This window comes from Methylobacterium sp. WL116 (assembly GCF_008039455.1).
Taxonomy (GTDB): Bacteria; Pseudomonadota; Alphaproteobacteria; order Rhizobiales; family Beijerinckiaceae; genus Methylobacterium.
The window spans coordinates 1-4825 of record NZ_VRUV01000355.1 but is presented as its reverse complement, the minus strand read 5'-3'; the positions used below and the strand labels follow the sequence as shown (position 1 = coordinate 4825).

Here is a 4825-nt window from a genome sequence, read left to right as displayed (position 1 = left end):
GCGCCGACGCGCCTGCCGACCCAGGGCGGCGCCCCGCGCCCGGTCCTCGCCGCCACCCATGAGGGCCGGTGCCGGACCATTCCCGCCGACTGCGTGATCGGCGTGCGCGCCGGGGACGACGCGGCGGCCGAGGTCGAACAGGTGTCCGCCCCGGGCCTGATCCTGTCCGCGGTCGAGGAATTTCTCGCGCTGGACGCGCGCCACGCGGCGCGCCCGATCATCGCCGATCCGTCGGAGGCGTCGATGGTGCGGGTGGTGACCCGCCTGTTCGCCCGCCGCGGGCAGATGCGGATCGAGCTCGCCCGCCGCGCCGGGGAACTCGTCGCCGGCACGCTCCACCTCGGCGCGGGCGCCCGCGCCGTGGTCTGGCGGCGCGCGGCGCGGGTGTGACGCGCTACTCGTCCTCGCCGAACCTGTCGGCGAGCAGCGCCTCGATCGCCGCGAGGCAGGGCTCGGCGTCGGCTCCGACGGCGGTGACCATCACGTGGGTGCCCTGCGCCGCGCCGAGCGTCAGCAGCCCCATGATCGAGCGGCCGCCCACCGTCTCGCCGGCGCGGGTCACCGTGACCTGAGCGTCGAAGCGCTCGACGGTCTGGACGAACTTGGCGGATGCCCGCGCGTGCAGGCCGCGTCGGTTGATGATCGGCAGGCGCCGCAGGAAGCCGCCGTCGGGCACGGGCGGCGGCTCGTCGTCGGGCTCGAAGAGGTCGTCCATTCCCCGGCGCGCTTCCCTGTCCGTCGCCGCGCTGCGATTCGCGTCGGCCTGAATCGGCGCGCGCACGGCGCGGCCCTCACCGTGCGTAGCGGGTTGGCGGTCGGGACGGCAAGATGACGGGGAAGACTATTTGCCGGCGAGAACGCGCGAGGCGACGTTGATGTACTTGCGGCCGGCTTCCTGGGCGTGGAGCACCGCGTCGCCGAGGGATTCCGCATCGCGGACGCTGGCGAGCTTGATCAGCATCGGCAGGTTGATGCCCGCCACCACCTCGACGGCGCCGCCGTTCATGCAGGACAGCGCGAGGTTCGACGGCGTGCCGCCGAACATGTCCGTCAGCACGACGACGCCGGTTCCGGTATTCACCCGGCCGACCGCCGACATGATGTCCCGCCGCCGAAGCTCCATGTCGTCTTCCGGACCGATCGTGATGGTCTCGATCTGCTTCTGAGGGCCAACCACGTGCTCCAATGCGGCCCTGAATTCGGTCGCGAGCAGTCCGTGGGTGACGAGCACCATGCCAATCATCGACACGTATTCCGGTGTCCTGTGAACGAGTCCGCCATGTTGTGCATTGCACGCACAGGCTCAAGGCAGTCGCGACGTTTTGATCGCCCGTCGCCGCGATCATGCCACGCAAGTGAGCACCGCGCTACGGGGCCGCGCGGGTCCGGTCGACGGGAAGCGGCGTGTGCGACTGCGAAGACACGCTGAGCCCGGCCAATGCCCGTTCCGCGAGCACCAGGCCGGGTGCGAGGCCGGCCTCGCGCACCGCGCGGTCGATCCGGAGCGCGGGCAGGGCGATGCCGAGGATCGTGGCCTCGCCATCCGGCGCATCGGGCAGGCGCGGCTCGCCGGCGACGAGGTCGACGACGAGCCGCAGGACGCAGGCCTCGACGCTCTCCACCGCGACGATCCCGTGGCCGCGGATCTCGATCCGCCCGGCGATGGCGGGATGCGGGCGTGCCACGACGCGCCCGTGGCACCGCGCGAGGCGCACCCGGTCGTCGCCGACCAGGGCCGCGAAGCCGCCCCGAAGGGTGGCCCGCTCGATCAGCGCCAGGGCGAGGCTCGACTTGCCGGCGCCCGCCTCGCCGCGGAGCAGCACGCCCGCCTCGCCGACCACGACGCAGGTGGCGTGCACGGTGACACGCTCCGCATCCGTCGCATCGTGCGATGCGCGGCGCACCGGCCCGATCACGCCGCCGACAACTGCCGCGGCGCCGCCGGGATCCGCACGATGATGCGGGCGCCGCGGACCGTCGGCTCGCCGTCCTCGTCCGCCGGGCCGGGGCGGTTCTCGGCGCGGATCGAGCCGCGATGCGCCTGGACGATCTGACGGGAGATCGAGAGGCCGAGCCCCGAGTTCTGGCCGAAGCCCTGCTCGGGACGGTCGGTGTAGAAGCGCTCGAAGATCCGCTCGAGGGCGTGCTCGGGAATGCCCGGCCCCTCGTCCTCGCAGATCAGCTCGATGTCGCCGCGCACCCGGCGCAGCGCCACGCGCACCTTCGCCTCGGTCGGCGAGAACGAGCGGGCGTTGTCGAGGAGGTTGTTCACCACCTGGCCGAGGCGGCTGTCGTGCCCGATGATCGCGAACGGCGTGTCCTGGTCGCCGGCCGGCGCGTCGACGTCGAGCTGGATCAGGCAGTCCTTGGGGCGCTTGCGCTCGTTGGCGACCGAGACCACCGTGGCCAGGAGCTTGCGCAGGTCGACCTTGCGCGCCTCGGCGCGGGCGAGCTCGGCGTCGAGCCGCGAGGCGTCGGCGATGTCGCTGATCAGGCGGTCGAGGCGCTTCACGTCGTGCTGGATGATCGCCATCAGCCGGCTGCGCGAATCGTCGTTGCGGGCGAGCGGCAGGGTCTCGACCGCGCTGCGCAGGGAGGTCAGCGGGTTCTTCAGCTCGTGGCTGACGTCGGCGGCGAAGCTCTCGATTGCGTCGATGCGCCGGTAGAGCGCCTGCGTCATGTCCCGCAGGGCGCCCGAGAGGTGGCCGATCTCGTCGGTGCGGCTGGTGAAGTCGGGGATCTCCTCGCGGGTCTTGATCCCCATGCGCACCTTCTCGGCGGCCTCCGCCAGCCGCCGCACCGGGCCGGCGATGGCGCCGGCGAGCAGGATCGAGAGCACCACCATCACCATCGCGGCGACGAGGAAGACTTGGAACAGGCCGAAGCGCTCCGAGGCGATGACGCGGTCGATCGCGTCGCCCTGCGTCGAGAGCAGCAGCGCGCCGCGCACCGCCCCCGAGCGCTGGATCGGCACGGCGACCGACACCGTGGTCTCGCCGAGCCCATTGCGGCGCACCAGGCTGCCGCGGGCGCCGTTCAGGGCGGTCTGGACCTCGCGCAGGGAATGGCCGTTCGTCGGCCCGATCTCCTCCTGCGGCTTCACCCGCTCGCCGAACAGGCCGAAGCTCCACGCTTGCGCGACCTCGAAGGCGCGCTCGAGCAGGGAGCGCTTGCGGATCTGGGGCGTACCCGCGGCGCCCTCGGGCCGGTTGAACAGCGAGCGCGTGTCGAACAGCAGGCCGCCCTCGCTGTCGTAGACCCGCGCGCGGTTGCCCGTCGGGGTCACGAGGCGGCGCAGGAGCGGCGCGACCTGCTCCGGGTTGAGCGAGAAGGCGAGCGGCTGCGATTCCTCGTCCGGCGCGTTGCTGCCCTCGCCCGCCTGCTGCTGCAGCAGCTTGTCGGGGTCGATCCGGATCGTCCCGGTATCGACCGAGGCGGAGGAGGCGATGGCGCCGGCGATGATGTCGCCCTGGATCGCCAGGCTCTGCACGCGGGCCTGGATCAGCCCCTGCCGGAACTGGTTCAGGTATAGGAACCCGACGAGCAGCGCGATCAGCCCGACGAGGTTGAGCACGACGATGCGGCGGGTCAGGCTCGACGAGGCCCGCTGACCGATCGCATCCCAGGAGGCCCGCGGCCATGCGAGCGGGCCGCGGCGCGGCTCTTCATCGGTCTGCGACGTCACGACGGTCCGGTGTTCGAGAAGCGATCGAGGCATTCGGGGCGGGGCGCGGAGCTTCAGCCTTCCTTGAAGCGGTAGCCGACGCCGTAGAGCGTCTCGATCATGTCGAACGCGGTGTCGGTCACCTTGAACTTCTTGCGCAGGCGCTTGATGTGGCTGTCGATGGTGCGGTCGTCGACGTAGACCTGGTCGTCGTAGGCCGCGTCCATCAGCGCGTTGCGGCTCTTCACGACGCCCGGACGGTGGGCGAGCGCCTGCAGGATCAGGAACTCGGTCACCGTCAGGGTCACCGGCTCGCCCTTCCAGGTGCAGGTGTGGCGCTCCGGGTCCATCATCAGCGAGCCGCGCTCGAGCGAGCGGGCGGCGGCGTCCGCCTCGCGGGCGGCGGCGCCCGGGCCGTCCTTCGGGGCGAAGCGGCGCAGCACCGCCTTCACCCGCTCGACCAGCAGCCGCTGTGAGAACGGCTTATGGATGAAGTCGTCGGCGCCCATCTTGAGGCCGAACAGCTCGTCGATCTCCTCGTCCTTCGAGGTCAGGAAGATCACGGGAAGGTCCGATTTCTGCCGCAGGCGCCTGAGAAGCTCCATCCCGTCCATGCGCGGCATCTTGATGTCGAAGATCGCGAGGTCGGGCGGCGAGTGCTTGAGCCCGTCGAGGGCCGAGGCGCCGTCGGTGTAGGTCTGGATCCGGTAGCCTTCGGTCTCCAGGGCGATCGACACCGAGGTGAGGATGTTGCGGTCGTCGTCGACGAGGGCGATGGTCGGCATGCGCGTTCCTTGACTGATCGGGGCCGTGCGGGCGCGTGACGAGGGCCTGCGTCGCCGCCTCCGGCCCCGGACGGGGCAGGCAAAAACGCGAACGCGACGACGAGTCGTATGACCGTGTCCGTTTCGCGCGGAAGGTCTGGTGCTTTAAGCCGAAGTTTCGAAAAAAGCGAGCGGCCATGGTAGCTTGGCCGTATCCGGGCGATGCGCCGCGTCCCCCCGGCCTCGTCGGCGGCCGCGATTTCGCCCTATGATGCGGCGGGCGCGGCGTTTTTCCGACGCCGCTTCGGGGAGCGACGGGCGCGATGGCAGAGACATCCGACAGCGTGGGCGGGGCCGAATCGAGCGGGCCGCGCGCACGCTGTCGGATGTCTCTGCC

General features: G+C 71.3%; 5 protein-coding genes and 1 pseudogene. 1 reads left to right on the top strand and 5 read right to left on the bottom strand.

From position 1 onward, the window contains the following. Positions 1–390 (top strand): annotated as a pseudogene (locus tag FV223_RS30655) (hypothetical protein); the annotation flags it as partial. 4 nt (positions 391–394) lie between these two features. Here FV223_RS30655 and FV223_RS20250 read toward each other — a convergent pair. The 5 genes from FV223_RS20250 to FV223_RS20230 form a co-directional block, all read right to left on the bottom strand. Next, positions 395–715, bottom strand: coding sequence for an HPr family phosphocarrier protein (locus FV223_RS20250; protein WP_147728691.1), 321 nt, complete (start codon positions 713–715; stop codon positions 395–397). A 126-nt stretch (positions 716–841) separates the two neighbouring features. After that, complete coding sequence (locus tag FV223_RS20245) at positions 842–1243, bottom strand: PTS sugar transporter subunit IIA (RefSeq protein ID WP_147728692.1); 402 nt, start codon at positions 1241–1243, stop codon at positions 842–844. A 124-nt stretch (positions 1244–1367) separates the two neighbouring features. After that, entirely contained in the window at positions 1368–1904 is a 537-nt protein-coding gene (locus tag FV223_RS20240) for a hypothetical protein (protein WP_147728690.1), read from the bottom strand. Between the two features lie 8 nt (positions 1905–1912). Next, the gene (locus FV223_RS20235; RefSeq protein WP_246689738.1) at positions 1913–3685 is read right to left on the bottom strand and encodes a sensor histidine kinase; all 1773 of its coding nucleotides are present in this window, start codon (positions 3683–3685) and stop codon (positions 1913–1915) included. 53 nt (positions 3686–3738) lie between these two features. Further along, on the bottom strand, positions 3739–4449 hold the full coding sequence (locus FV223_RS20230) for a response regulator transcription factor (protein ID WP_147728688.1): 711 nt from the start codon (positions 4447–4449) through the stop codon (positions 3739–3741). Between the last annotated feature and the right edge of the window lie 376 nt (positions 4450–4825).

Bases quoted from the DNA above. Each gene is read 5' to 3' on its own strand.
- FV223_RS20250 (WP_147728691.1), bottom strand. From the start codon at position 715: ATGGACGACCTCTTCGAGCCCGACGACGAGCCGCCGCCCGTGCCCGAC.
- FV223_RS20245 (WP_147728692.1), bottom strand. From the start codon at position 1,243: ATGATTGGCATGGTGCTCGTCACCCACGGACTGCTCGCGACCGAATTC.
- FV223_RS20230 (WP_147728688.1), bottom strand. From the start codon at position 4,449: ATGCCGACCATCGCCCTCGTCGACGACGACCGCAACATCCTCACCTCG.